The following is a 24,323-nucleotide window of genomic DNA, read 5'->3' on the forward strand; positions in this document are numbered from 1 at the left end:
GCTACACATCCTCACTTATACTTAAAATAATGGTTACGACCACGCCCACGACCGTTAGCGCTACCCCTGCTTCAAACAAAATAACAGTCGCCAGTTCCGTTTCCCCAAAAACCGGTAAATGGAAATGATCAAAAGTCTGCGTCAGAAAAGGCGCGCCGAACAAGAGCGACCCAACGCCCGTTCCGACTGCCAGGAAGACGCCAAATGCAGCAATCTTTTTGAAATCGAACGGAATTCCTTTATGGACTGTTTCAATATCATGCACCAGATAAAGCAGGACGAACGCGGAAGATAGGACAAGTCCGCCAATGAAGCCCCCACCCGGATTATTATGTCCGGATAAGAAGAGCTCCACCCCGAATGTCAAAATAATGAATACGACAATCTTTGTGACAGTCCGTAAAATGACATCATTGATCTTCAACATCACGCCCCCCTTTACCGGCTTTCAGCTTGATTAATGTAAAAACACCGATCCCTGCAAGGAATAGCACTACGACTTCAAGCATGGTATCGAATGCACGGAAGTCTCCCAATATCGTATTGACAATATTCTTCCCCCCTGCAAGATCGTACGCATCTTCAAAGTAAACCGATATCGACTCGAACATTTTATTGCCCTGTACGACAAGTGCTAGAACTGTGACGACGGTCCCCACTGAAATGGCAATCAAGCCATTGACCACTTTAGTGGCCCGGGCAGAGTTCTCCTTCTTCCAATCTGGCAGGAAATAAAAGCAAAGGAGGAACAATGCAGTCGTTACCGTCTCTACGACGATTTGAGTCAAAGCCAGATCCGGTGCACGGAATACAACAAACAAGATGGCGATAGAATAGCCAAGCACTCCATTCAAAATAATCGCGGTCTTGCGGGATTTTGCAAAAAGTATTGCGACTGCCGCAACCATCATGACACAGACGATAATGTATTCATTGACAGTAATGGAAGCATCATTCGATAGATCGATCGTTACCGACCCTGTCCAAAACAAGCCTCCGCCGATTGCAATGATGAAGAAAATGAAAATATAGGCGAAGTAGTCCCGGAGGTAACCAGTCATATACCTTCCGGTCATGATCAACGCTCCCTGTTCACTTCGGTTCAACAGGCCATTGTATATTGAATCAAGGCTCCATCGCCTCGGCGCAATATTGTATATGCCCTTCCAATAATGGAGAAAGAAATAAAGGAGAAAGCCGACAGTGACGACACCGACCGTCATCCAAAACGCAGGATTCAAACCGTGCCACGCTGCGATTTCCGGTACCAATCCCGAGGCGTCCGCAAATGCCGGGAAAACCGCCATCATCGCAGGACGTAACAAATAAGAACCGATCAGATTTGGGAAAAAGAAAATACCGAGGACGAGCATCGCAAGGATAGAAGGTGCTATTAACATGCCAATCGGCGCTTCATGCGCTGGCCGGTCCAGCTTGTCCGGCTGGTGCTTCCCGAGAAAGGTTTGAAAGACGATGATCATGGAGTAGACAAACGTAAATACACTCGCAATCCAAGCAATGACAGGAAACAACGTTCCCAGAGACAGAATATCAAGATCCCGCACTTGTAAAACAGCTTCAAAAAACAGCTCCTTACTGAGGAAACCATTAAATGGGGGTAACCCAGCCATCGAAAAACTGCCGATCATGGCAATGGTAAACGTAACAGGCATAACCGCCACAAGTCCGCCGAGTCTCCGGATATCCCGCGTACCGAGCTCATGGTCCACAATACCGACAACCATGAAGAGGGCCCCTTTGAACGTCGAATGATTGATGAGATGGAAAAGTGCCGCAAAGGTTGCTTGTGTATAAATGATGGAATCCGCACTGTAGCCTTCCCGAAGCGCTATGGAGCCGAAGCCGAGAAGACTCATGATCAGACCAAGTTGACTGATGGTGGAATACGCAAGCAATGCTTTCAAATCGGTCTGCTTCACCGCGTTAAGCGATCCCCAAAATAACGTGAAGATCCCGACACAACTAACAGCGTAAAGCCATGCCGCTTCCCCGCCGAATATAGGCGTAAAACGCGCTACTAAATAAATGCCCGCCTTGACCATGGTTGCAGAGTGCAAATAGGCACTGACTGGCGTGGGAGCTTCCATGGCGTCTGGAAGCCAAATATGGAAAGGAAACTGAGCCGACTTGGTAAAAGCGCCAAGTAAAACGAGGACCATTGCTGGCAGGAACAAACGATCATCGGTATATTGACCGATTGTTGTAATAATCTCACGTACACTAAAGGAACCGGTCATCACAAAGAGCATGATAAAGCCGGCGAACATTCCAACCCCACCCGTTACCGTGATGAGCATTGATTTTTGTGCACCGTACCTGGATTTTTTACGATGGTACCAGAAAGCGATCAACAGGAAAGAGGAAATACTCGTCAATTCCCAGAAGACATAGAGAACCATAAGGTTGTCCGAAAAGACAACGCCGAGCATCGCACCCATGAACATGAGTAAATAAACGTAAAAACGCCCTAATGATTCACGTTCCGATAAATAATATATGGAGTAAAGGATAACAAGCGCTCCCACCCCAGTAATCAGTAGTCCGAAAATGATACTGAGACCATCCAAATAGGTCGTAAAATTGATCCCAGCCGAATCTATCCAGTGAATCGTATGTATATATACGTTTCCAGAAGCAACCTTAGGTATGAAACTGGACAATAAAAGAAATAACAAAAGCGGAACAATCAAAACAAACCAACCAATATTCCGATTGGGAATCCGCTTATATATGAAAGGGACCAACACAGCAGCTAAAAAAGGGGCAAAGATAGCAAACGTAATAATCAAATCGAAACCTCCAATATGGAAAGGACATTGAAAAAGATAGGGGTACGAAAAGTAAGGTCAAAAGGGTATTGCAACCTGTTCGGTGATAGAGTTAGAATAGAATCTATCCAAATTCATGGCATACTTGACTCACAGCGCCACTGACGAGATAATAGGTAGCCATAGGTACCATTTAAGAGGAACTCCGATGAGTTTACATTAAAAAGTATACACTATTTATCAGTTCGGGCACAGTCTACAAGTTCCCATCAATTTCTTCTTGTCAAACTCATCGTTATCTTATATAATTTCATGGTTTGAAAAATGTATCAAATACTATTCAAGAGGTGACTACCGTCATGGGCAAAGTGAAAGGCCGTATGGACGAGAGTATTCTCGTCTGCGTCTACTACGGTCCAAATGGTGAACGTCTCATCCGGCGCGGACATAAAATTGCAAGTATTATGGACTGCCCACTGTATATATTGACTGTCGATCCACTCCCCCTCGATGATTTCGATGCCGAAAAATCCGAGTATCTGGAAAGTTGGAAGCAATTGGCCGAGGAGCTGGAAGTGGAAGAATTCATTGTCCGGGATAATGAAAAACTTCCCACTGCAAAAGTGATTAAGGAAGTCGCACATCAATATAATATTACTCAAATAATTATCGGGCAAACTGCGCAAAGCAGATGGGAAGAAATCACCAAAGGTTCCTTCATGAATGTATTGTTACGCGAAATTACATTTGTCGACTTTCATGTCGTGTCGGTCGCGCGTTCCATTCGGGATGAAAGTGAAGGGTTATTCGAAAAAGGGGTACGTGCCTACTTGGTCGAGGATGGCTCCGGCTTTCGCATCAACTTCACTCTTTCCAAGGATGTCCGCTTCGAGGGCATATTTTTCAAAGAAATCGGAACGGATTTCAACAACGGGATATTTAAATTCATGCACAATAACAAGATGTGCCAAGTACCAATCATAGATGATCAAGTAGCTGATCCCTCATTGGTCAGTTGTAAAATCGAATGATGGACATGGAACGGCGGACGAACCACCAGTAGGTCATCCGCCTGTTTCGTGTCCGTGATGAAATCTCCGACTACTCTTCACCTACGATTTTTACTTCCAATTCCAATTCGACCCCGAATCGTTTCTTCACTTCTTCTTTCACCATGTCAATCGTCCGGATATAATCCGTAGCCGTTGCATTGTTTTTATTGATGATAAACCCGGCATGCTTCAGAGAAACTTCTGCGCCTCCATGGCCCTTGCCTTGCAATCCGCTATCTTGGATCAGTTTGCCGGCAAAATATCCAGGCGGCCGTTTGAACACACTTCCAGCGGACGGATATTCGAGCGGCTGTTTAGACTCCCGCTGAAATGTCAAATCCGCCACTTTCGCATCAATCTCTTCCTTATTTCCCATCGTTAGCTCAAAATTGGCTGACAACACATAATACCCTTTTTTCGCAATGATGCTTTGACGATAGCCCAGTTCGAGCTCATCTTTCGACAGGACCAACCGTTCTCCGGATTTTGTCAGGACAGTCACTTGTTTGATGACGTCTTTGACCTCGCCGCCATAGGCACCGGCATTCATCACCATCGCGCCTCCGATCGAGCCTGGAATGCCACAGGCGAACTCCAATCCGGTCAACGATTTTCGGGCCGCTTGCCTAGAGACATCGATGATCAGTGCCCCCGCTTCCGCATGGACCTCCGTCCCATCGACGCGAATGGCATTCAATCTGGAAAGATGAAGGACGATTCCTCGTACCCCCCCATCCCGCACAACCATATTCGACCCGTTGCCGAGCAAAAGAAGGGGGATCTCCTCCTGGTGGGCATATCGGACAATTGCTTCCGCTTCGTCCATCGTCCCGGGTATCGCCAATACATCGGCACAACCGCCGAGCTTCGTCATCGTATAATTGCATAATGGTTCATCTATCAAAATGTCGCCTTGTATGATTTCTTTCCGCAGATCAGTTACCCACTGATGCTTTGCCATCCACATACAGTCCTTTCCAATCAATACCTTTTCCTAATTCACGTGAAGAACTCACAATCCCATCCTACGCCACACAAAAATAGCCGCAGTCCTCCGACACTTCAGCAGAAAATCGGGACACGCCGCGCTACTTGTCACTTTTACCAATCCATATAGGCCATTATACGCGATTCACTTCGGCTTAATCATCAGGTTGGATAGGGGGCAGTATTTATTTTGGGAGATAAATATCAACGTATGGAACGAACAAATTCAAACCTGGTTCAGGAGAGAGGTCTGCCCGTAAATGAGGAGGAAAAAGCTTTCACCTTTATAAGTATGCTTGGAATCCACTATTTTGACAAGGCATTATTCATTACAATTTTATCGCAATGGTGTTAATTCTTCAATTCAAGACATTCGAGATAAAGATGTAAATATTGTTATAGAAGAAAGTGGACATAAAAAAAACGGACCTAAATTGGATACATGGTCCCTCGGTCCGTTCATTTTCGCTTTATTGATCTTAAGAGGATTCTTCCTCCGCCACTTTCTGCAAGGCGCCGGCAAACGCTTCCGTCGGCTGTGCCCCCGAGATGGCGTATTTCCGATTGATGACGAAGAAAGGGACCCCTTGGACTCCCAACTGCCGGGCTTCCGTGATATCCGCTTGCACCTCATCCGAAAATTCATCCGATGCAAGCATTTCTGCAGCCAGGGTCCTTTCGATACCCGCTTCTTCAGCGATGTTTAGGAGGGCTTCCTCCGTACCGATCGCCTCGCCTAATACGAAATGGCCTTTCATCAGGCGTTCGGCCACCTCCGCTGCCACCCCTTCCTGCTCAGCAAACTTGGCCAGTCGATGGGCGTTCCACGTATTGGCCGGCCGCATCGCGTCCACATCATATTGCAAGCCGACCGTCTTCGCCTGTTCGGCTACATTCTGCAACATCTGCTGTGCTTCTTGTTGGCTAATGCCGTATTTTTGGGCAAGTCCCGCCACTACCGATTCCTCGGAAGACTCCGGTGCGTCGGGATCCAACTGATAAGCTTTGAAAACTACTTCAGCTTGAAGCCCCAATCCTGTTTCCTGCAACGCCTCTTCTAACCGCCGTTTACCGATATAGCAAAAAGGACATACATAGTCTGACCAGATTTCTATTTTCATTGAAATTCCACCTTTTTAATTCATTTTAAATAGAGACCGCTCGAACAACAATGTATATGCCTACCGAGTTGTGTTCAAAATGGGAAAGATCGTACAGTTTCATTCTAACTCTGAACGTTGCTGTTGAGTTCAATGGAAAGTAAACGGAGGGTTCGCTATGACTTCATTGTGGCTGCAAACGGCTTATTCCCGAGATTCCTACCCGCCGCTCGGTAACGATATCGAATGTGATGTCTGCATCATTGGAGGTGGGTTGAGCGGAATTGCCACTGCTTATTTTCTGGCAATGGCCGGGAAAGATGTCGTGTTACTCGAAAAGGACTCCATTTTACACGGAGCGACAGGACATTCGACTGGAAAATTGACTGTCCAACACGACCTCGTCTATTCCGATCTGCTGAAGAAGTTCGGAAAGGAAAACGCCAGAACTTATTATAATGTAAATAAACAGGCAGTAGACTTCGGAAGATCCATTGCTCGGGCGGAAGAGTTAATGGAATCCGAGTCTATCCTTTTTTCTCAGACGAAACAAGGGACGGCCCAATTGCGGCGGGAAGTGGAGGCCTATCAGGAACTGGGCATCCCGGGAAGCCTTGGGAAAGACTTCGAGTTGCCGTTACCTTTCGAAACTACGCTGAAAATCCGGGGAGAGACGCAAATTCACCCCGTCCGATTCGGACAACGGCTAGCCCAGCTTGCTGTCGAGGCAGGCGCCCGAATTTACGAGCAGTCTGACGTGTTTGGCATGGATTTGGATAAACGCTATTTGGTTCTTCTGTCCCGGGCGGAGGTCCGTTTTAAAGAGTTGGTCCTTTGTACACATTACCCCGTAGAAGCGATCCGGGGATTGCAAATCATGAAACTGTCTGTCGACCGTTCATACATCGTCGCAACCGAAGCAGCCATGCCGTTACAAGGGCAATACATTTCCGTCGATTCGCCAAAACGTTCGGTCCGGACTGCCCACATTGACGGAAAGTCCTACTTCCTCCTATCCGGGGAAAGCCACACAGCCGGAACAGAGAAAGAAACCCAAACACATTATGACCGGCTGTATCAAGAAATCCAGGACGTCTACCAACTGTCCGAGCCGACTCATGGCTGGTCAGCCCAAGATCCGCAAACGCCAGACATCATCCCGTATGCAGGAGTCATCACCTCTAGCATGCCCTATGTATACCTATGTACCGGATTCCGAAAATGGGGACTTTCCAATTCCCTTGCGAGCGCCCGCATCATCAGCGACCAGATCCTGGGTCAATCCAATAAGGCGGCGGCCCTGTATTCCCCGAATCGGACCGGCTTCGGCTCTTTCTTCATGCAGGCCTTAAAAGTGAACAGTTTAGTCGTAAAAGAATTTGCAGGCGGGCACCTAACCCGATTTGGCAACCCGATCTGTACACATATGGGCTGCCGAACCCGCTGGAATGAAGGCGATGAGACATGGGATTGTCCATGCCACGGCTCCCGATTCCGAAAAGACGGCTCCGTGCTGGAAGGACCGGCGATGAAACCGCTGGATTTGTGATCAATCCCAGCTTCTCAAACGAAGCTCGTCGATTGAAAATACCCGATTTGCAAGCAACTGTCCAACGGATACAAGCATCCCCCAATCCACCTCTACAAACTTATTAAATAAAAAAAGCCATACCGGTTTTTATCGCAGCCGGCATGGCCTTTTCTTATTTAAGCGCCTCTGTCAAAACAGGCACGATTTGTTTTTTACGGGAAACGACGCCTTGCAAAGTAGCTTTGTTATTGACGAGTTCGACATTGAATGCCGCAGCCGCACGCACGGCAGCATCTCCTAATGCTAGGACAGCAGAATCGTTATTCAGGATATCCGTCACGACGAATAAGAACAGATTCAATCCTTTTTCGGCAATGATACCTTCAAGTAATTGCTCCAACTCCGCTTGGCGATCCATCACATCATTAATATCGATCGCATTCACTTGGGCAATCTCCAATTTAATATCGCCGAGCGTGAATTCTTTTGCATCTAGTGTAACCAGATCCTCCAATGATTTATCAGTGAGATCAGCACCGGCTTTCAACATGGCCAGTCCATACTCTTCCGCATCCACTTCCGCAATGGCCGCCAATTCTTCGACCGCCGCCCGGTCTTCTTCTGTAAAGGTCGGAGATTTAAACAGGAGGGAATCCGAAATAAGCGCGGATAGCATCAGACCTGCGATATTCTTCGGAATTTCCACACCGTTCTCTTTGTACAGTTTATTCAAGATTGTAGCTGTACATCCAACCGGTTCTGCGCGGTAATAGAGCGGATCGTTCGTCTGGAAATTTGCGATCCGATGGTGGTCCACCACTTCCAATACTTGCACCAAATCCAAATCATCGACACTTTGCTGTTTTTCATTATGGTCAACCAGGATGACTTGATCCGCGTAAGGTTTCGCTTTTTCAATCAAGCGGGGCTCTTCAAAACCAAAATGCTCGAGTGCATAAGCCGTTTCGTTAGTCACCGCGCCTAGGCGCACCGCCTCCGCATCCATCCCTAATTGCTGCTTCAGATAAGCATAGCTAATTGCCGAACTAATTGAATCCGTGTCCGGGTTCTTATGTCCGAAGACTAAAACTTTTCCCATGGTACCTGTTCCCCCTACTCCAATATAAGTTCGCCTTCATTTTATCACAAAGACGGCTCAAATAATAAGGCAGCTAACTCATCTTTATTGACAAGGAAATCTGCAATCGTATAACTGTCCAGTACCGCCAAATACGCATTCATCGCCTGAGCCAACGCGCCTTTCAAGCGGCATGCGGGAGCGATGACGCATTTCGTCGAACCCGGTACGAAGCAATCGACCAGATGGAAATCGTCTTCCGTCTTCCGCACCAGTTCGCCGATATTGATTTGATCCGGTTCGACATTCAAACGGATTCCGCCTCCGCGGCCTCGGACTGTTTCGATGAGACCCATTTTCCCCAATTCATGGGCGACTTTTGTCAAATGGTTTTTCGAAATCTTATACGCATCCGAGATTTCCTGGACAGTTGACAGTTCTCCCGTTTCCTTTGCACCGAGATAAATCAAGAGTCGCAATGAAAAATCTGTATACATAGTCAAACGCATAATCTCACCGCACTTTCTAATACTATTATAACGCCTTCAGTTAAAGCATTGAAGGAATGTAGCTCCAATATGTGTCAAAAAATTGAAGGGAATGTGTCAAAGTGTCTAACATTGATTAAAGTTGTATTTTTTATATAGCTTTAAATAACAAAAAGGATTATTGTTGAATCATACAAAACAAGAAAGGTTGTGCACGCAATGTTATCTCAAGAAACAATCGACATTATCAAATCAACCGTACCCGTATTAGAGGAGCACGGAAAAACGATCACAACTGTATTCTACAAAAACATGTTTAATGAACATCCAGAACTTCTGAACATTTTTAACCACGCAAATCAATCCCAAGGCCGTCAACAAACAGCTTTGGCCAACACGGTCTATGCGGCAGCGGCCAATATCGACAATTTGGGCGCCATCATTCCGGCTGTCGTTCAAATTGCGCATAAACACAAATCCCTCGGCATCACGGCTGACCAATATCCGATTGTCGGCTACCATCTCCTTGGCGCCATCAAAGAAGTGCTCGGGGATGCAGCAACTCCGGAAATCATCGCCGCTTGGGGTGAAGCTTACGGCGTGATCGCCGACGCATTCATCGGTATCGAAAAAGAGATGTACGACGCAGCGGAACAAGCGAATGGCGGTTGGAGAACATTCAAAGAGTTCACGATTGCGGATAAAGTGGAAGAAAGTGACGTCATCACTTCGTTCTACCTCAAACCAGCCGATGGCAAGAAATTGCCTTCTTATAAACCAGGCCAATACATTACAGTGAAAGTGAAGATTCCTGGTGAAGAATACACATTGAACCGTCAATACAGCTTGTCTCAAGCGGAAAATGAAGAGTATTTCCGCATCTCGGTCAAACGGGAAGACGAATGCCAACCAAACGGAAAAGTATCCGTCTATTTGCACCGACAAGCAAACGTCGGCGACACATTGGAAGTAAGTGCGCCCGCTGGAGATTTCTATCTCAATACGGAAAGCACAACTTCAGTCACATTGATCAGTGGCGGTGTTGGTGTCACACCGATGATGGCCATGCTCGAAACAATCGCGAAAACATCACCGGAACGTCCGGTTGCCTTCCTGCATTCTGCACGTACCCGGAAACACCAAGCATTTGACACGGATGTCAAACGATTGGCTGCTTCTATGAAGGATGCGAAATACGCTGTCCTTTATTCAGAAGAAGGGGATGGTTTCATCAACCGGGCATTCTTGGAAGCGAACGTGTTGAAAGGCGGAGACATCTATGTCTGCGGTCCGACTGCCTTCATGCAAGCCGTCATTACTGAATTGTATGCGATGGGCATCTCGAAAGAAAAAGTCCACTTCGAATTCTTCGGCCCAGCCGTCCAACTCGAATTGGCTCACGCATAATACGAAAAACGCCGTTCCCCAAACCGGAGGACGGCGTTTTACTATTCCACTTTTTTGTAACTACCGGGGAGATTTGTTCGGCAGCCGGAAAGACGCGAAAATTAATGCCCCGACGAGGAACAAGCCCAAATAGCCAATGAGCGGGTAGAAATAAGCGACGAGTTTTGTGAACCCGAAGAAGCTCAGGGCAAATCCGATGACAAGTGAAATAAGGACAAAAAGACGGAAGCTCGGAGCATTGATTGGAATAAACCGCGCCCCGAACGCGTAGAACATGCTGACGGCCGTATTGAAAATCATACCATACAGAACGAGCGACATAAAAATCGCCAAAACCGGGGAAATTTCATTGATGATGGCCAGCATCGGCATTTCCGTCTCGGCGACCGAGCGGATTTTCGAGAAAATCGCTAGATGGCTTAACAGGATCAAAATCCCCAAGCCGAGTCCTCCGACGAAACCGCCCCATTTGGCAACCTGTTCATCCTTCTCTGCGCCTCCCATGACAAGGGACATCGAGGCACCGACCGCAATATTGAAGGAAACGTAGTTCACCGCGGAGATGAACCAGTTCGGCAACGTTGTCGGCACGTCACGGGCAAACGAATCCAACGAGGTGAACGGCTCATCCATAGCAAACAAACAATAAACCGATGTGACAATAACCGACAATATGAGAAAAGGCGTAATACTTCCAATCACGCCCACCACTTTATCAACATTCAATAATACTGTTAAGTAGACAAGCACAATCATCAGCAAACTCCCGACGAAAGCCGGCAATCCGAATTGTTGCTGTAGATTGGACCCCGCTCCGGCAACCATGACAACTCCCACACCGAACAAGGTAAAAATGATAATATAATCGACCAAGATTCCAATATACCGGCCGCTGATTTGATAGATCGCTTCTTTATGGGAAGTGGTCCGCATACGGCTGCCGATCCTTGTCAATGTCATGCCAAGATACGCAAACAAAGCGGTGGAAAGGATAGCAGCTGCAATACCCAACATTCCAAAACTTGTGAAATACTGCAAAATTTCTTGGCCAGAAGCAAAACCGGCTCCTACAATAATGCCGATAAAAGCACTGCCCATTTTTATAATCTTTATCATATTGTCCTCCAATTGAGAGAAGTCTGTCTGAATTTTACTTGTCTAACTTTATCATGCCCTTACCATGCAATCAACCAGTATTAAGACGGGAATACATGGGCCTTTATCAATAAAAAAACCTCGACAGCCGCAGCTATCAAGGTTTGTCATTTATGCTATTGTCATTTTCCTTCCAATAGTTTCAGCGATTCCCGGTTAAATGCCGGGATATCATCAGGCGTCCGGCTTGTCACCAATTGATCGGAACAAACGACCACTTCTTTGTCCATATATTTCGCTCCTGCGTACTCCATATCGACCTGGATCGACTTGTACCCTGTCGCTCCCCTGCCTTCCAACGCTTTGGCCGTGATAAGCAGCTGAGGCCCATGGCAGATGGCGAAGACAGGCTTCTTCTCGTCCATGAACTGTTTGGCGAACTGAACAAAACGGTCATCTGCCCGCAACTGGTCCGGTGAAAAGCCGCCCGGGATGAACAGTGCATCGTAATCATCCGGCTTCGCTTCATCAATGCCATGATCGATTTTCACGGTCGCATCACCCTGCTTGCCTTTCACTTCCTTGCCCGCCTCTTTTTCAATCGTTTCCACTGTATGCCCAGCGTCCCGGAATGCTTTCGCAGGCTTCGTAAACTCCGAGTCTTCGAACAAATCCGTTATTAGCGTTGCAATTTTAGCCATGTTGTCGAAACACTCCTTTTCTGAAATGAAGGTCCATGGCTACTATTCCACGGATGGAATCTTCTAAACCTACGGCCGGTACTTCGAGACAAAAGGATTATCTTTTTCATAGAAACGCCATGGATAATGGACCGCCTCACCGGAATTACCAATCCCTACCCGGGGTCCCGCTTCAATCTCCGCAGATCCCGGCCCTTCGGCAATGAACAGCGGTTCCTCACCCCAATTATGGCCATAATATCGCATCGTCACGCCTAGGGCCTTCGATAATTTCCCCGGACCATTTGTCCAATCGGTTATTTTCAGATGACCGCCCCGTCTTTCCTCCATCAGTTCCTGACCTACTACGGGTTCCGCGGCACGCAGGAGGACGGCATGGGGTGTGCCAACCGGTCCTGCCACCACATTCATCAACGTATGCGTATGCATTTGATACGTATAGACTGAACCGGGCTCTCCGAACATGATCTCCGTTCGCTTCGTCCGGCGATTGCCGAAACTATGCGCCGCACGGTCTTCCGGACCATGGTACGCCTCCGTCTCTACAATGCGGGCGACAATCAATCCTTCCTCCGATTCATGCACAATATATTGTCCGACCAAACGATACGCCAACTCCAACACAGGCTCTTTGAAAAATGAATCCGAAACCGGTTTGTACAACGTCCTCCTCCTCTCTCCCTTACTTTATCCGTAACAGGGACTCCCTACACATGAAGTTAAGCCAATCCTTGTCCTTGCGCAAATTCCCGATAGAGCGCATGATGGCGGTACAATTCTTCATGGGTCCCCCTGCCGGTGATTTCCCCGCTCTCCAAGAAGATCAATTGATCCGCATGAATGATGGTCGCCAGCCGGTGCGCGATGACGAGAGTCGTTCGCCCTTCCATAAGCCGGGCGAGCGCTTCTTGCACATGGGTTTCCGAACCGCTATCCAAATTGGAGGTCGCCTCATCCAGCAGCAGAATTTCCGGATTATAGAGTAAAGCACGGGCTATAGCGACCCGCTGCCGTTGCCCACCTGATAGCTTCATGCCCCGCTCGCCGACCAGCGTTTCAAACTGGTCGGGCATCGCTTCGATGAAATCCAGTGCGTTCGCCGCTTCCGCTGCATTCCGGACTTCTTCCATGGAAGGGCGCCGTTCCAAGCCATATGCAATATTATCGAGAATCGTTCCGCTCAATAGCGGACTCTCCTGGGAAACGTAACCGATTTTCCTCCGCCATTCCGACAAGGCGATCCTGTCAATCGGCATTCCGTCTATCGAAATTACTCCTTCCACGGGAGCGTAAAACCTTTCCAACAATGAAAAGAGGGTCGTTTTCCCTCCGCCACTCGGTCCGACAAAGGCCGTGACTGTTCCCAGTCGCACTTCAAACGAGACATCCGATAAGACCGGTTTCCCCGTTTCGTAGGAAAATGAGACATGGTCAAATCGGATATTCCCTGATGGAACAGCCTCTTGCCCTTCCGCCCGCTCGCTTGGCAGGCCCAGAATCGTCTGGATTCGTTCCGTCGCCCCGACCGCTTTCTGGAAAGAAGTGAAAAACTGAGCCATCTGCGCAAACGGCATGATAATCTGAAACATGAAGAAAATGATCGCCACAAGGGTACCTGCTGACAGAGTACCCCGCGACACTTGAGCACCTCCATATCCAAGGATCACGACAAGGATGCTCATCATCATCAGGGTCATCACTGGCGAAATGACAGCGTGAATCCTCGCTTCTTTCAAGCCGAAGCCGAAAAGCGACCGGATTGCCTGGCTGCCCTTCTCCGCCTCGATCGGCTCCGCTCGATACGTCTTGACAAGGCGGATATCTCCTAAAACACGGCCGAGATGGCCCGAAAAGGATGCCATTTCCGCCTGCGTCGCCTTCGCCACTTTGTGCATAATCCGGCCAAGCGGAAACATGATCGCCATACTGATCGGAATACTGATCAGCATAATGAGGGTCATTTTCCAATCGAGAACGAAAAGAATGATGATTGAACCGACAATCGAAATCAGCCCGGATATGAAGGTGACGAGATGATTCGTGACCAAGTCTTTCAATGTTGTCGTATCCTGGGTAATCCGGCTCATCGTTTCGCCCGTTTCATTTGCATCGAAATAAGGGACCGGAAGGCGGAGCACTTTATTCCACAACCGGCTCCGCAGATCGGCGACAATCGTCTCGCCGATGTACGTCAATAAATAATATGAGACGCCACCGGTCACCGCTTGAATGATGAATATGACGAACAGCAGCGCCGCTGTTTTCCAGTTGAACAGGGCACTGGACAAGGTATCGACCAGATCCCTTGTGATAAGCGGGATGACGAGTCCGGCTGCCGTTTCCATCAATGAAAGAAGGAGTGCCACAACCGCGACCCCGATCGGCCACTTTAACCCTTTCAAGAGAACGAAAAACTGCTTCGTCTCCCCTTTTTGCATCGGTTGGTTTTTCATCGGATCACCTATTCTTTGCTTTTCATTTCTGTTAAAATGCGCCCAATTTCCAGCCAATCCGCTTCCAAGTCTGGCCGATGCGAAGGCCGATAGAAAATAGAGGCCGGATGGAATGTCGGAACGATTTTATAGCGTTTTTCCGTCCAATGGAAAGTGCGGTCCTCAAGTTCATGTAAATATTGGATGGGACGTTCCAACAATTGTCCATGAAGCTCGGTCACTTTCGCCGATTTCCCGAGTAACCGTTGTAAGCCGACATTGCCAAGGGTGACAATCAGTTTCGGCTTGACGTTGACAAGTTCATAGTCAAGGACAGGAGCATGGGCCAAAATCTCTTTTTGCGTCGGCGGTCGGTTGTATTTCCGCTCCGTCATTGTCCCGTCCCGCTCTTTCTTTGTACCCCAGCGATACGGACGGCTCCGAACTGCGCTCGTGATGTATACATCTTCACGTGTTAATCCAATCGTTCCCAAGGATTTCATCAATTCCTTGCCGGCCCGGCCAATAAACGGAATGCCATCGACAATCTCAAACTCCCCAGGCGCTTCCCCGATCAACATCAGCTCGGGATGTTCCGGCCCTTCCCCATAGACAAACCCTTCTACCGGAAACCCTTCAATCCGCCGCTTGCCAAGATCCGCAATCGACTCTGGTATGCGAAACATCCGAGCACCCCTTTCTTTTGTTTTCATTTTAGCAGAAGTGTGGGTTCGGGCTAAAGGAAAGGCGTTAAGTGTTCTTCTGTTGAAAATTCGTTTGGAGGGGGGAATCAAACATAAGGGTAATCAGCCGGACTGTTCAGACGACGGCGGAAGCTATAAATTCCCAAAATAAGATCGACTCTCGACAAAAAACCAGCCCCTGCAAGAAGGCTGGTCCAATGTTATTCCAATTCCATCTGTTTCGTTTCCGTCCCCAAAAATACAACGGCCAGAACGCCAATGACGATGGCGACGCAGAAGATGCCGAAGATTGTTCCGAAACCGTAGTCTGCGGCGAGAAGCCAACCGACGAGCAGCGGTCCGAAAATGCCGCCGATTCGACCGACAGCCGCCGCCATGCCGGAGCCAGTCGCACGAATAGCGGTCGGGTATTGTTCCGGCGAGTACGCATAGAGTGCGCCCCATGCACCCAAGTTGAAGAAGGAGAGTAATGCCCCCGATAACAAAAGCATCGCGAGGGTATCCGCATTTCCGAAAGCAAGTGCACTCGCGGCGGTTCCAAGCAGATAGGTCGCCAAGACGAACTTCCGGCCGACCTTCTCAATGAGCCAGGCCGCGGTAAAATAGCCCGGCAGCTGGGCAAGTGTCATGAGTAGGACATAGCCGAAACTCTTGATCATACTGAACCCTTTTAAGACCATGACACTCGGCAGCCAAAGGAACATGCCGTAATAAGAGAAGACGACCGTGAACCAGACAATCCACAGCATCAAAGTCCGGCGCGCGTATTTCTTCGTCCAGATGCCTTTCATTTTAGACATAATCGTTTCCTTCGGCTTGCCCTCTTGTTCGAATTTCGGGGAATCGGGCAAGTTCCGTCGAAGGTAAATGGCGTAAAATGCAGGTAACGCGGTGAGGACCAACGCAATCCGCCAACCGTAATCCGGAATGATGAAATAGGCGATCAACGCGGACAGCAACCAACCCGCCGCCCAAAAGCTTTCCAGCAGGACGACAACCCGTCCCCGCTCTTTCGCGGAGACACTTTCCGACACTAACGTGGAAGCGACCGGCAATTCACCGCCAAGCCCCGCCCCTACTAGAAACCGCAATACGAGAAATGCAGCCAATGTAGTCGTGGCCGCCGATAAGCCACTTGCCACCGAAAACAGGACGAGCGTCAGCATGAACACCTGTTTTCGGCCGATCCGATCAGCCAACAAACCGAAACAAAATGCGCCGACTGCCATCCCGATCGAGTTCACACTGCCAATCCAGCCCATTTCGGAAGGAGATAATTGCCAATCCACCGCAATGGCCGCGATGACGAAAGATAAAATCCCAACATCCATTGCGTCGAACATCCAGCCGGTCCCGGCAATCCCTAATAATTTATTACGAGAAATCGTTTGCTTCCCAGTTGTCATATATATCTGCCTCTCATTGTATATTCTGGTGTAAAGACAACTTAACTATACGACAATTGTCGAGTATTCACAATGCCCTCATTGAAAAAATAATTTTTCCGCCCTGTTGAGGAATGTTGGGAGGTTTTGGGTTGCTTTGGGAGGTTCGGAATGGAGGTTGTGAGGTTTTCGGGAAACGTTGAGAGGTGTTAAGAAAACATTGGGAGGCTGGGCTAAAACGTTGAGAAGTGAGAGTAGTGTTGGGAGGTTCTACGTAAATGTTTCGAGGTAGCTAGATTATGTTGGGTAGTGGAACCGGAATGTTAGGGACTTCATTCCAAACGTTTCGAGGTCGAGATGTGGTGAAAAAACGTTGCGATATTTGGTGCATTCGTTTCGAGGTGGCGACATTTTGTTGTGAGGTGGAACCAGAACGTTGTGGACTTCATTCCAACCGTTTCGAGGTCAGGGATAGACCAAAAGGACATGGCGCCATTCGATACAAAAAGAGCCGTCCGGTTTTCGGACAGCCCCTTTCTATCATTATTCGTCTATGCAACGAGTATTAGACTGATGGCCATAACCGCCATTCCCGCCATTAATCCGTAAATGGATAAGTGGGCTTCATCGTACTTTTGCGCAGCCGGCAACAATTCATCAAGAGAAATGAACACCATGATGCCCGCAACTGCTGCGAAAATGACGCCGAACATGATACCGTTCAAAAAAGGCATCAGTATCAAAAATGCCACAATCGCACCGACCGGTTCCGCAAGTCCCGACAAGAATGACAGTTTAAAAGCCTGCTTGCGGTTGCCGGTTGCGTAAAAGATTGGGATGGCGACAGCAATTCCTTCCGGGATATTGTGAATAGCTACTGCGATGGCAATGGCGACCCCGAGCGTCGGGTCTTGCAAGGCCGATGTAAATGTCGCAATTCCTTCCGGAAAGTTGTGGATGGCGATCGCCAACGCTGTAAACATACCCATCTTCTTCAGCTTGGCATACTCATCATTCGACGGACCTGCATCCACATCCTCAACACTCTTTACTTCATGCGGATTGCCGATCGCCGGGATGAAATGGTCGATCAGCGCGATGAGCAGCATTCCACCGAAAAACCCGGCGACTGTCATCCAATAGCCTTGCGTCATGCCAAGTTCTGCAACTAGCTCATCTTTCGCTTTGACAAAAATTTCGATGAGCGAGACATAAATCATGACACCCGCCGAGAACCCCAAGGCTATTGATAAGAATTTAGTATTCGTCCGTTTCGTGAAAAAGGCAAGTAAACTACCGATGCCCGTCGCCAATCCTGCAAACAGGGTGAGGGCAAAGGCATAAAGAATCGTTCCGTCCATGCATCCAACATCCTTCTACTTCTAGATAGTGTTATTGTATGATGAAAGTTTCCTTTATACAATATTTCGGCCAAAATATTGATGTTTCTATCGTATGACCATTCCTATCCAAATGTTCGATTAATCGACCAATAACTCTCCCATTTCGCTTATTCTTGCAAATACCCCTATTTTCGGATGCATGAAACGATGTCTTTTGACCCCTATTTGTATTTCCGTCCCGGCGTGTGCCGTTCCAATCGTGATGCTGCCAGTCGGCCCCGTCTTGACAATCGTCTTCACATTATTCTTGGATCCCGTCTCTAACAAGGACACCTTGCCTCGGGCATTGATTTCCCCGCCTCGGACAAGCCCTTGCACGATAACATCCCTACCGGCAGTCACCGAACAATGATACAAGCCTTTGGAAATCACCTCAATGTCGCCATTGCAATGCAAGACACTGTTGATGGCGTAGGGAATCGTCAAAATCGATGTCGGTTCCGGCGTTTCCCCGTACAGCTCCACGAGTGTCCGCGCTTCCAAAATCAGTTGCTCGAGCCCTGCCATATCCCGAACATCCTGATTCAATGAGCTGATAAATGTGCCATAACACTTCTGCGCGATTTCCGTCCACTCCGACGTCAAGTCCTGTGTATGGTTTTTGACGTTTTGAATGAACACCCGATTTAATTCCTGAAAGGATGTGTATTTCTTCTCAAGCAACAGGCGGATGAGCAAATTTAATTCGGCCTCCTCGACGTCATCGCCCGTTTCCCCTCGGACTAAAAACACTTGTTGGACGGCAGCCTGAATTTGTTCCATGTAAACTAGGATCTCTTTCAATTGAATTACAAGCTCTCCGATGATCAATTCCTCTTGGCCGACGATAACCGTGGACGAAAACACATTCCCTTTGACGAACGCGGATTTCATGGCATGGATGGTGGCCTTTGTCACCGTCCCCCCGACGTGCAGATTGCCGGATGCACGAACGAACATTGATGGATGAACATTGCCGTCGATCCGGACATCCCCCTCAAACCGAATATTGCCACTCTCTAAGTTGATTTCACCGCGATGATGCAATTCGTGGTTTACGTCGATTTTCACGAACTTTCCTCTCCAATCCAATGTCGGCCTTCCCGAAATGACCGCTACAATATCCTGATCGATTTGCTTGGCATTCTTTCCGGTTCGAATGATTACGTCTTTCACCGGTTTCACCGGAATCACTTCCCCGAGGAGGCTCCGCCCCTCTTTACCAGGTATCGCTGCAATCTTCGTTGCGATGATCTGACCTGCTTCCACATTCAAGATGGTCTTCATTTCACGGTAATCGACACGCTCGGTCTCCTCCGGCGTTTTGTCTTCATAGCGGATATGCACTTCCAGGTCTCCGTCCAATCCAGGAACGGGAAGATCCCCTTTGGCTACGATTGCTTCAAACGGCTCCAAGGCCTCCACCGCTTTTTTGATGGTTGGAAAGATGAGCCCTTGCTGGACACCCATTTCTTTCAACCGATCCACGATTTTCTGTGGCTCCAGATCATTATACGGTTCAGTCTCCTCGTCGGCCTCGATATACAGGACCGATGCAAAATCGGTGTCCGCTAGCGTCCGTCTTAGCTTTTTTCCAGGCGTGAATGAAAGCAAGGCCAACATATCATGCTCAATCAGTTGAATGGAAAATTGCGGAGGGATCCATTCGTCATTAATTTTAACCTTCACTTCGTCTCCGGGCGTGATGATAACACGGTCCATCGTCCGTTGTTCATTAACATAGAGCCGGACGTTCGATGCCGGCCATAGAACGGGATACGTATCGCCATTAAAGACTGTGTCAACCCGTTTTTGATAGATTCGTGACTTGGACTCCGTTTTTTCGACTGCAATGCCGATTCCTGTGTAATGTGGCGCCTCTCCTACGGCGGAGAGCAACGCCCGATCCAGTTCCTCTTCTATGTTCATCATTGCGTGTGGAATGGTGGAATGTTCTACAATTTGAGATACATTCACCTCCGCCAGTGTCTTTCGAAGACCAAAAAGGGTTCTGCCTGGATTGGATATGACTTCGATGTGCACATCTTCCATTTGCAGAGCCAGGATGGATAACGCCAGTTGCACGGCTTCTTCAATCGTTTCCGCCTTGACCGTAATGGACTTCCCCATGTCTTCCCACCTCACTTCTACGCTAATCTGAACACACCTTTCATTCTTTTCTATGTATTTTTATTCTATCATATCCTATGTACTTTTCTAATTATTAGCACAACTTTCATCCTAAAAAAAGAACCATTCCGCATAATTGCAGAGTGGTTCTTTTCTCCCTTATTATAGAGCAGCTTCGACTTCTTTAACCATTTCTTTCATGGATTTCAAGCCGCCACCGGATAGGTACCAATATTCACCGTTCAAGTAAATCATTTTATCGTTTTGGAACGCATTGGTCTTTTTCACAAGATCATTCTCGATGGAATCCTTGGCACTAGCACCTTCGCTGACTGCCGCGTCACGGTCGATTACAAATAGGACATCCGGATTTTGTTCTAAAATGTACTCAAATGTAATGTTTTGTCCGTGAGTGGAAACTTCAATTTTTTCGTCAGCCGGTTTAAAACCGAATACATCGTGGATAATACCGAAACGGGAATTCGGGCCGTATGCACTTACTTTTCCTTCTGTCCCAAGGATGATCAATGCTTTTTTGTCAGACTCTGCAGTTTTTTCGCTAATCGCTGCAATTTGCTCATCAATCTCTGCCAGCTCTGCGTTCATTTCATCTTCTTTGTTGAAGATTTCAGCAAGAGTACCCATGTTCTTTTTAAATGAATCCATGTAATGCGCAGTGTCAACACCAACGAAAATCGTTGGCGCAATTTCAGTGAATTGATCGTATAGTTCCGATTGACGTCCAGAAATCAAAATTAGATCCGGTTTCATCGCATGAATCGCTTCAAAATCCGGTTCTTTCAAGCTGCCAACATTCACATATTTGTCATCGTCGTATTTTGAAAGGTATCCAGGGACGTTGGCGCGTGGCAAACCAGCCACTTCCACTCCAAGCTCATCCAATGTATCTAGTGCTCCGAAATCAAAGACGACCACTTTTTCAGGATTTTTGGCAACAGCTGTTTCTCCCAATTCGTGAGTGATGGTCAATGTTTCATTTTCTGCAGCTGGCTCACTTTGCTCGCTTTGTTCATTATTTTCGTTGGCTGTTGAGCTTTCCGGTGTTTCTTCCTTTGACCCGCAAGCTACAAGTAAAGCCATAAGGGCGAACATCATTAAGGCGATTGAAAATTTCTTCATCAGTTTCCATCCTTTTTCTTTAAGAATTAGTTTTCATTTTTAATATACACGGTTACTCACGAATTAAAGTACACACAAATTCGACAGTTATTCATTTTTTTGATCGGAATTTCCATGTCATAGATCTCTCTCAAGGCATCCGAGTCGATGATTTCGTGGGTCAAACCATCTTTGACGACGCGCCCGTCTTTCAACGCAACAATCCGGTCCGAATAAACGGAAGCGAAGTTGATGTCATGCAGGACGATGACGACCGTTTTCCCTAAGTCATCCACAAGCCTTCTCAAGATCTTCATGATTTGCACGGAATGTTTCATATCCAGGTTGTTGAGCGGTTCATCCAATAAAATATAATCGGTGTCCTGAGCGATCGTCATGGCGATGAATGCACGCTGGCGCTGTCCGCCCGACAACTCATCCATATAACTGTGCTGCATATCCATCAGTTCCATATAATCCATCGCCTGATCGACGATGCGGATATCTTCCGCTGTCAATCTCCCTTTTGAGTGTGGGAATCGTCCGAAGGAAACGAGTTCCCGGATTGTCAGGCGAACATTCATGAAGTTGGACTGCTTTAAAATCGAAACCCTTTTGGAGAAGTCGTTCGATTTCATTTTCCGGACATTGTCGTTGTCTACCAGCACTTCTCCGGTATCCGCATCCAGGAGACGGCTAACCATTGAAAGGAGTGTCGACTTCCCTGCCCCATTCGGTCCGATGAAAGACGTGATCTTCCCTCGATGAATATTGACGGACACCTTTTCAACGACCGCTTTTTTTCCATAAAACTTCGATAGTTCCCGGACTTGGATCATGTGGATCGACTCTCCTTCAATAATAGATAGATGAAATAAACGCCGCCGATGAAGTTGATGATGACACTGAGTGTCGTGGAAAAGGTGAAGACCCGTTCGACGACCCATTGCCCACCGACTAGGGCGATTACACTCATGACAGAGGCACCGATAATTAGAATGGAATGCTTATATGTTTTGAAAAATTGATAAGAAAGATTCGCGACGATCAAACCGAAAAACGTGATCGGTCCAACAAGCGCAGTGGATACCGATATGAGCACCGCGGATAGGATGAGCATCATCTTAACGACTTTGTCATAGGAAACGCCAAGATTGATGGCCGTATCTCTTCCAAGTGAAAGAACATCGAGTTCATCCATCGAACGCCATCCGATGACAAGGGCGATTGCGACAAAGCCAAGTGCCCACCAGACCAGTTCCCCGCTGACGTTATTGAAGCTCGCAAACATTTTATCTTGCACCCGTAAAAACTCGTTCGGATCGATCAATACTTGCAGGAACGTCGAGATACTACCGAAGAACGTTCCGACGATGATACCGACCAACAGCAAGAAGTAGATCGGCTGTCTGCCCGACTTGAACAGGAAACGATACAAGAGAAGCGCAAATACGATCATGGTCGCCACGGACAAGATGAAATTCACATGTTTATTGACGACCGTCACATGCCCCGAACCGAGGAAGAAGATGACGACGGTTTGCAATAAAAGATAGAGTGAATCGAGTCCCATGATGCTCGGCGTCAAGATCCGATTATGAGTGATTGTCTGGAAGATGACAGTCGAGTAGGCAATCGCAACACCTGTGATAACCATCGCTAACACCTTGATGCCCCGACGCGGTAACGCATAGTCAAAGCTTCCATTCAATCCTTGAAACAGGTAGAGACCACAAAAAACGGCCGCAAAAACTGTTAATAATAGTATTTTCGTTGAGTTACGCATACGCCTTCCTCCTAAACAGCAAGTAGAGGAAGATCGCACTGCCGATAACGCCGACCATCAAGCTGATGGAAATCTCGTACGGATAAATGAGGATCCGTCCGAGTATGTCACAGATGAGCAAGAAAATCGCGCCGAGCAACGCCGTATGCGGCAAGGTTTTCTGTAAATGATCTCCTTTGAAAATCGAAACGATATTCGGAATGATCAGTCCTAAAAACGGAATCATGCCGACGGTCAACACAACAGTTGTCGTAATGAGCGCCACCAAGATCAATCCAATATTGACAATCCGTTTATAAGCGAGACCGAGGTTTTTGGAAAAGTCCTCTCCCATCCCCGCAACCGTAAAGCGGTTCGCATACAAATACGTAATGATAAGCACCGGTATGCTTATGTATAGAAGTTCGTAACGTCCCTTCATGATCATCGAGAAATCGCCCTGTAACCAAGCCGACATGTTTTGGATCACATTCGCTTTATAAGCGAAGAACGTAGTGATCGACGACAAGATATTCCCGAACATCAACCCGACGAGTGGAATGAAAATCGCGTCCTTGAACTTGATACGGTCCAAGATTTGCATGAACAACAGCGTGCCGGCAAGCGCAAATGCAAAGGCGACAACCATTTTCTCTAGTGTCGAGGCGTTTGCGAACAATAGCATCGAAACCAAAATTCCGAGCCGCGTCGCGTCCAATGTACCAGCTGTTGTCGGTGAAACGAACTTATTTCGGCTCAACTGCTGCATAATAAGACCTGCGATACTCATCCCCGCTCCGGCGAGCAGAATGGCAACAAGTCTTGGCAAACGGCTGATTAAAAATATCTCCGTCTCTTCCGACTGGAAATCTAGCAGATCCATCGGTGAAATATGGCTCACTCCTACGAAAAGAGATAGGAATGATAGGATGATTAAAGCGATGATCAAGTAACGTTTCTTCATAAGATCCCCGGTATCGTTTATTTGCACCCGACTTCAATAAATGAAAATGATTATCAGTCGACTGTAACCTAATTATATCATGTCAGAAAAACGTGTCAATCCATAATTGAAAATGATTATCATTGATTATAGCCTTGATTTGTTTCTTTGAGAGGGGAATCGCTTCAAGTCAATACAGTAGAGGCGGAGAATAATTATGCCAAGTTTATGACAT

21 protein-coding genes are annotated in these 24,323 nt (G+C 47.6%); 3 read left to right on the forward strand and 18 right to left on the reverse strand.

What is annotated here, in order from left to right:
* Position 1 precedes the first annotated feature (1 nt).
* Both MKY41_RS15595 and MKY41_RS15600 read right to left on the reverse strand, forming a co-directional pair.
* The gene (locus MKY41_RS15595) at positions 2-424 is read right to left on the reverse strand and encodes a Na(+)/H(+) antiporter subunit B (RefSeq protein WP_041076199.1); all 423 of its coding nucleotides are present in this window, start codon (positions 422-424) and stop codon (positions 2-4) included.
* Positions 411-2,810 (reverse strand): Na+/H+ antiporter subunit A, encoded by a 2,400-nt coding sequence (locus MKY41_RS15600; protein WP_340745966.1) that lies wholly within the window; start codon positions 2,808-2,810, stop codon positions 411-413. Before MKY41_RS15600 ends, MKY41_RS15595 begins: the two co-directional genes overlap by 14 nt.
* Positions 2,811-3,148: 338 nt before the next feature.
* On the opposite strand from MKY41_RS15600, the gene MKY41_RS15605 reads away from it, so the two are divergent.
* The gene (locus MKY41_RS15605; RefSeq protein ID WP_340745967.1) at positions 3,149-3,820 is read left to right on the forward strand and encodes a histidine kinase; all 672 of its coding nucleotides are present in this window, start codon (positions 3,149-3,151) and stop codon (positions 3,818-3,820) included.
* 70 nt (positions 3,821-3,890) lie between these two features.
* Here MKY41_RS15605 and murB read toward each other — a convergent pair whose 3' ends face one another.
* A complete protein-coding gene (gene murB, locus MKY41_RS15610) occupies positions 3,891-4,802 on the reverse strand; it encodes a UDP-N-acetylmuramate dehydrogenase (RefSeq protein WP_340745968.1) in 912 nt (303 codons plus the stop codon).
* Between the two features lie 505 nt (positions 4,803-5,307).
* Complete coding sequence (locus tag MKY41_RS15615) at positions 5,308-5,949, reverse strand: DsbA family oxidoreductase (protein ID WP_340745969.1); 642 nt, start codon at positions 5,947-5,949, stop codon at positions 5,308-5,310.
* A gap of 157 nt (positions 5,950-6,106) precedes the next feature.
* Here MKY41_RS15615 and MKY41_RS15620 point away from each other — a divergent pair, with 157 nt between their 5' ends.
* Entirely contained in the window at positions 6,107-7,477 is a 1,371-nt protein-coding gene (locus MKY41_RS15620) for an FAD-dependent oxidoreductase (RefSeq protein ID WP_340745970.1), read from the forward strand.
* A gap of 154 nt (positions 7,478-7,631) precedes the next feature.
* Here the strand turns inward: MKY41_RS15620 and MKY41_RS15625 are convergent, their stop codons facing one another.
* Positions 7,632-8,558: a manganese-dependent inorganic pyrophosphatase gene (locus MKY41_RS15625; RefSeq protein WP_340745971.1), complete on the reverse strand. Its 927-nt coding sequence runs from the start codon at positions 8,556-8,558 to the stop codon at positions 7,632-7,634.
* 44 nt (positions 8,559-8,602) lie between these two features.
* Positions 8,603-9,046 (reverse strand): Rrf2 family transcriptional regulator, encoded by a 444-nt coding sequence (locus MKY41_RS15630; RefSeq protein WP_340745972.1) that lies wholly within the window; start codon positions 9,044-9,046, stop codon positions 8,603-8,605.
* Positions 9,047-9,244: 198 nt separating this feature from the next.
* Here MKY41_RS15630 and hmpA point away from each other — a divergent pair, with 198 nt between their 5' ends.
* Complete coding sequence (gene hmpA / locus MKY41_RS15635; protein ID WP_340745973.1) at positions 9,245-10,432, forward strand: NO-inducible flavohemoprotein; 1,188 nt, start codon at positions 9,245-9,247, stop codon at positions 10,430-10,432.
* Positions 10,433-10,492: 60 nt separating this feature from the next.
* Here the strand turns inward: hmpA and MKY41_RS15640 are convergent, their stop codons facing one another.
* The 12 genes from MKY41_RS15640 to MKY41_RS15695 all read right to left on the reverse strand — a co-directional run bounded on the left by MKY41_RS15640 (position 10,493) and on the right by MKY41_RS15695 (position 24,109).
* Positions 10,493-11,548 carry a YkvI family membrane protein gene (locus MKY41_RS15640; RefSeq protein ID WP_340745974.1) on the reverse strand — a complete coding sequence of 352 codons (1,056 nt, stop codon included), beginning with the start codon at positions 11,546-11,548 and terminating at the stop codon, positions 10,493-10,495.
* A gap of 161 nt (positions 11,549-11,709) precedes the next feature.
* On the reverse strand, positions 11,710-12,228 hold the full coding sequence (locus MKY41_RS15645; protein ID WP_340745975.1) for a type 1 glutamine amidotransferase domain-containing protein: 519 nt from the start codon (positions 12,226-12,228) through the stop codon (positions 11,710-11,712).
* A 69-nt stretch (positions 12,229-12,297) separates the two neighbouring features.
* Positions 12,298-12,891 (reverse strand): DNA-3-methyladenine glycosylase, encoded by a 594-nt coding sequence (locus MKY41_RS15650; RefSeq protein ID WP_340745976.1) that lies wholly within the window; start codon positions 12,889-12,891, stop codon positions 12,298-12,300.
* Between the two features lie 56 nt (positions 12,892-12,947).
* A complete protein-coding gene (locus MKY41_RS15655; RefSeq protein ID WP_340745977.1) occupies positions 12,948-14,681 on the reverse strand; it encodes an ABC transporter ATP-binding protein in 1,734 nt (577 codons plus the stop codon).
* An 8-nt stretch (positions 14,682-14,689) separates the two neighbouring features.
* Positions 14,690-15,346, reverse strand: a complete 657-nt coding sequence (locus MKY41_RS15660; protein ID WP_340745978.1) for a uracil-DNA glycosylase — start codon at positions 15,344-15,346, stop codon at positions 14,690-14,692.
* A 218-nt stretch (positions 15,347-15,564) separates the two neighbouring features.
* Entirely contained in the window at positions 15,565-16,770 is a 1,206-nt protein-coding gene (locus MKY41_RS15665) for an MFS transporter (protein ID WP_340745979.1), read from the reverse strand.
* Positions 16,771-17,300: 530 nt separating this feature from the next.
* Positions 17,301-18,110, reverse strand: coding sequence for a zinc transporter ZupT (gene zupT / locus MKY41_RS15670; protein ID WP_041071728.1), 810 nt, complete (start codon positions 18,108-18,110; stop codon positions 17,301-17,303).
* 120 nt (positions 18,111-18,230) lie between these two features.
* A complete protein-coding gene (locus MKY41_RS15675) occupies positions 18,231-20,261 on the reverse strand; it encodes a FapA family protein (protein WP_340745980.1) in 2,031 nt (676 codons plus the stop codon).
* Positions 20,262-20,423: 162 nt separating this feature from the next.
* On the reverse strand, positions 20,424-21,401 hold the full coding sequence (locus MKY41_RS15680; RefSeq protein ID WP_340745981.1) for a siderophore ABC transporter substrate-binding protein: 978 nt from the start codon (positions 21,399-21,401) through the stop codon (positions 20,424-20,426).
* A 56-nt stretch (positions 21,402-21,457) separates the two neighbouring features.
* Positions 21,458-22,219: an iron ABC transporter ATP-binding protein gene (locus MKY41_RS15685; RefSeq protein WP_340745982.1), complete on the reverse strand. Its 762-nt coding sequence runs from the start codon at positions 22,217-22,219 to the stop codon at positions 21,458-21,460.
* The gene (locus tag MKY41_RS15690; protein ID WP_340745983.1) at positions 22,216-23,166 is read right to left on the reverse strand and encodes an iron chelate uptake ABC transporter family permease subunit; all 951 of its coding nucleotides are present in this window, start codon (positions 23,164-23,166) and stop codon (positions 22,216-22,218) included. Before MKY41_RS15690 ends, MKY41_RS15685 begins: the two co-directional genes overlap by 4 nt.
* A complete protein-coding gene (locus MKY41_RS15695) occupies positions 23,159-24,109 on the reverse strand; it encodes an ABC transporter permease (protein ID WP_340745984.1) in 951 nt (316 codons plus the stop codon). The genes MKY41_RS15690 and MKY41_RS15695 overlap by 8 nt, the downstream gene beginning before the upstream one ends.
* Positions 24,110-24,323 lie beyond the last annotated feature (214 nt).

It is taken from the genome of Sporosarcina sp. FSL W7-1349 (assembly GCF_038003045.1).
Classification (GTDB): domain Bacteria; phylum Bacillota; class Bacilli; order Bacillales_A; family Planococcaceae; genus Sporosarcina.

What these genes read in the sequence shown, in the direction of transcription:
- MKY41_RS15640 (WP_340745974.1), bottom strand. Translation starts at nt 11,548, where the DNA reads ATGATAAAGATTATAAAAATGGGCAGTGCTTTTATCGGCATTATTGTA.
- MKY41_RS15625 (WP_340745971.1), bottom strand. Translation starts at nt 8,558, where the DNA reads ATGGGAAAAGTTTTAGTCTTCGGACATAAGAACCCGGACACGGATTCA.
- MKY41_RS15695 (WP_340745984.1), bottom strand. Translation starts at nt 24,109, where the DNA reads ATGAAGAAACGTTACTTGATCATCGCTTTAATCATCCTATCATTCCTA.
- MKY41_RS15620 (WP_340745970.1), top strand. Translation starts at nt 6,107, where the DNA reads ATGACTTCATTGTGGCTGCAAACGGCTTATTCCCGAGATTCCTACCCG.
- MKY41_RS15690 (WP_340745983.1), bottom strand. Translation starts at nt 23,166, where the DNA reads ATGCGTAACTCAACGAAAATACTATTATTAACAGTTTTTGCGGCCGTT.
- MKY41_RS15685 (WP_340745982.1), bottom strand. Translation starts at nt 22,219, where the DNA reads ATGATCCAAGTCCGGGAACTATCGAAGTTTTATGGAAAAAAAGCGGTC.
- MKY41_RS15645 (WP_340745975.1), bottom strand. Translation starts at nt 12,228, where the DNA reads ATGGCTAAAATTGCAACGCTAATAACGGATTTGTTCGAAGACTCGGAG.
- MKY41_RS15630 (WP_340745972.1), bottom strand. Translation starts at nt 9,046, where the DNA reads ATGCGTTTGACTATGTATACAGATTTTTCATTGCGACTCTTGATTTAT.
- MKY41_RS15675 (WP_340745980.1), bottom strand. Translation starts at nt 20,261, where the DNA reads ATGGGGAAGTCCATTACGGTCAAGGCGGAAACGATTGAAGAAGCCGTG.
- zupT (WP_041071728.1), bottom strand. Translation starts at nt 18,110, where the DNA reads ATGGACGGAACGATTCTTTATGCCTTTGCCCTCACCCTGTTTGCAGGA.
- MKY41_RS15655 (WP_340745977.1), bottom strand. Translation starts at nt 14,681, where the DNA reads ATGAAAAACCAACCGATGCAAAAAGGGGAGACGAAGCAGTTTTTCGTT.
- MKY41_RS15660 (WP_340745978.1), bottom strand. Translation starts at nt 15,346, where the DNA reads ATGTTTCGCATACCAGAGTCGATTGCGGATCTTGGCAAGCGGCGGATT.
- MKY41_RS15665 (WP_340745979.1), bottom strand. Translation starts at nt 16,770, where the DNA reads ATGACAACTGGGAAGCAAACGATTTCTCGTAATAAATTATTAGGGATT.
- MKY41_RS15615 (WP_340745969.1), bottom strand. Translation starts at nt 5,949, where the DNA reads ATGAAAATAGAAATCTGGTCAGACTATGTATGTCCTTTTTGCTATATC.
- murB (WP_340745968.1), bottom strand. Translation starts at nt 4,802, where the DNA reads ATGGCAAAGCATCAGTGGGTAACTGATCTGCGGAAAGAAATCATACAA.
- MKY41_RS15680 (WP_340745981.1), bottom strand. Translation starts at nt 21,401, where the DNA reads ATGAAGAAATTTTCAATCGCCTTAATGATGTTCGCCCTTATGGCTTTA.
- MKY41_RS15605 (WP_340745967.1), top strand. Translation starts at nt 3,149, where the DNA reads ATGGGCAAAGTGAAAGGCCGTATGGACGAGAGTATTCTCGTCTGCGTC.
- hmpA (WP_340745973.1), top strand. Translation starts at nt 9,245, where the DNA reads ATGTTATCTCAAGAAACAATCGACATTATCAAATCAACCGTACCCGTA.